At 67.1% G+C, this 1,834-nt stretch carries 4 protein-coding genes; 1 reads left to right on the forward strand and 3 read right to left on the reverse strand.

Features of this window, described 5'->3' with window-relative positions:
- Window positions 1-187: hypothetical protein (locus ACFC02_RS42445; RefSeq protein WP_376368364.1), on the reverse strand; the 187-nt coding region annotated here is incomplete at its 3' end.
- Between ACFC02_RS42445 and ACFC02_RS42450 the strand changes: the two genes are divergently transcribed.
- Complete coding sequence (locus tag ACFC02_RS42450) at window positions 177-611, forward strand: transposase (RefSeq protein WP_376368366.1); 435 nt, start codon at window positions 177-179, stop codon at window positions 609-611. The genes ACFC02_RS42445 and ACFC02_RS42450 overlap by 11 nt on opposite strands.
- Before the next feature lie 133 nt (window positions 612-744).
- Here the strand turns inward: ACFC02_RS42450 and ACFC02_RS42455 are convergent, their stop codons facing one another.
- On the reverse strand, window positions 745-1,371 hold the full coding sequence (locus tag ACFC02_RS42455) for an IS3 family transposase (RefSeq protein ID WP_376368369.1): 627 nt from the start codon (window positions 1,369-1,371) through the stop codon (window positions 745-747).
- The gene (locus ACFC02_RS42460) at window positions 1,359-1,688 is read right to left on the reverse strand and encodes a transposase (protein ID WP_376368371.1); all 330 of its coding nucleotides are present in this window, start codon (window positions 1,686-1,688) and stop codon (window positions 1,359-1,361) included. Before ACFC02_RS42460 ends, ACFC02_RS42455 begins: the two co-directional genes overlap by 13 nt.
- Between the last annotated feature and the right edge of the window lie 146 nt (window positions 1,689-1,834).

Genomic DNA, 1,834 nt, shown 5'->3' on the forward strand with positions numbered 1-1,834 from the left:
CGCGGGCATCCCCGAGGACACCTGGAAGCCGATCAAGTACGCGAGCGCCATCTGGGAAGCCGTAGGAACGCTGGATCTCCGACGCCGAGATCACCGAGATCCCCTTCACCGCGTTCACCAGTAAGAAGAATGCGTTCCACACCGCTGCCCGGCTGATCGTGCGCCGCGTGAAACGGATGAATCCCACCAGCGTGCCCTCCGGCCAGGCCGAGCTGTTCGGGGTCTGGCGCCACCATGTGATCTTCACCGACAGCCCCTTCGTCCTCGCTCAGGCCGAACCGATGCACCGCGAACACGCCGTCATCGAGCAGGCCTTCGCCGACCTGGAAGACTCCGCCCTCGCCCACCTGCCCTCGGGGAAGTTCACCGCGAACGCCGCATGGCTGACCCTGGCCGCCACTGCCTACAACCTCACCCGCGCGAGCGGCCACCTCGCCTCCGCCTTCCACGCCAAGGCGAGGACCGGCACTATCCGCCGCCACCTGATCAACATCCCCGCCCGGATCGCCACCGGAGCCCGCCGCCTCACCCTCCACCTGCCCGAACGCTGGCGCTGGGCCGACGACTTCACCGACCTTTGGACCGCCACCGGCCAGCGCATGCTCACCTGAACCACGCAACCGACCTGACCGCCCACGACCTGGAAGAACCTCGGAGACCCCGCATCGGACGGCCACCCGGCCCATCGTGCTGCCCGCACCCCGAAAGATCACCACGAGCCCGCCGGATACCGGAGATCAGAATTCACGCGGTGGATCCAGGGTGAAAGATCACGCCCTTGACGTCGCCGCCGCGGGTGGCAGCGGCCATGTACAGCGAGGCCACGACGAGTTCGGCATCGTGGCGCTCGCCCATCGCGTAGCCGAGCAGGCGGCGCGAGAACAGATCAATCACCGTGGCCAGGTAAGGCTTGCCCCCGCTCGTGACGATCTCGGTCATGTCTCCAGCCCATACCTGGTCCGGAGCGTCGGCACTGAAGTCGCGGCGCACGAAGTCCGGGGCGGCAGCCCGCCTGCCCGGGCGCGTGAGCCCGCGGCGTCGCCGGATCTTCCGTCCGGCCAGGCCGAGCTCGGCCATGGTCTTGGCGATGGTGTTCACCGAGACGCGCCATCCCTCCCTGACGAGCGTGATCCACACCTTCGGGGAGCCGTAGGTGACGCCCGAGGAGTCGAAGACCCGCCTGATGGCTTCGGCCAGCTGTCCGCGCCGTACCTCGCGGGCGGTGACAGGCTTGTCCTTCCACTTGTAGAACCACGACTCGCTCACGCCCAGCACGCGGGAGGACACGGTGTGCGGAATGTTCTGCTCGGCCTTGCAGTCGCTGATCGCCCCGACCAACTGGGCCGGGTCCGCCGCAGCTACTTCACCCACAAAGCCATGCAGCGTTTGAAGACATCACGTTCCATCTCCAGCTCGCGGATGCGCTTGTTCTTCTCGCTCATCTCCCGACGCAGCCGCTCCAGCTCGGCACGTTCGCCCTCTCGTAGCCGGCCGCCCGAGGCGGCGGGCGCGGGCCGGTCGGAGGAGGCCGAACCGTTCCTCCTCCAGCGTGAGACCCAGCTGTGCAACGTCCCCGGATGCACGCCGAGGTCCTCGGCGACCTCCGGGATCGGCTTGCCCGTCTCGATCACGATGCGTACAGCACCCTCACGGAACTCAGCGTCGTACTTCTGTTGCTTGGACCCCATGAACCTCAACTTCCCCTGGTATCAACGACTCCACGTTACGAGGGGACCCTCAACCCCAACTTCCCCTGCAATCACGGACTCCACGCTACGAGGGGGTGCGCCACGAGGCGCCGTGTGATCGAGCGGAGGTGAAAGGACTCCGCCGT

This window comes from Streptomyces sp. NPDC056160 (assembly GCF_042268205.1).
GTDB lineage: Bacteria > Actinomycetota > Actinomycetes > Streptomycetales > Streptomycetaceae > Streptomyces.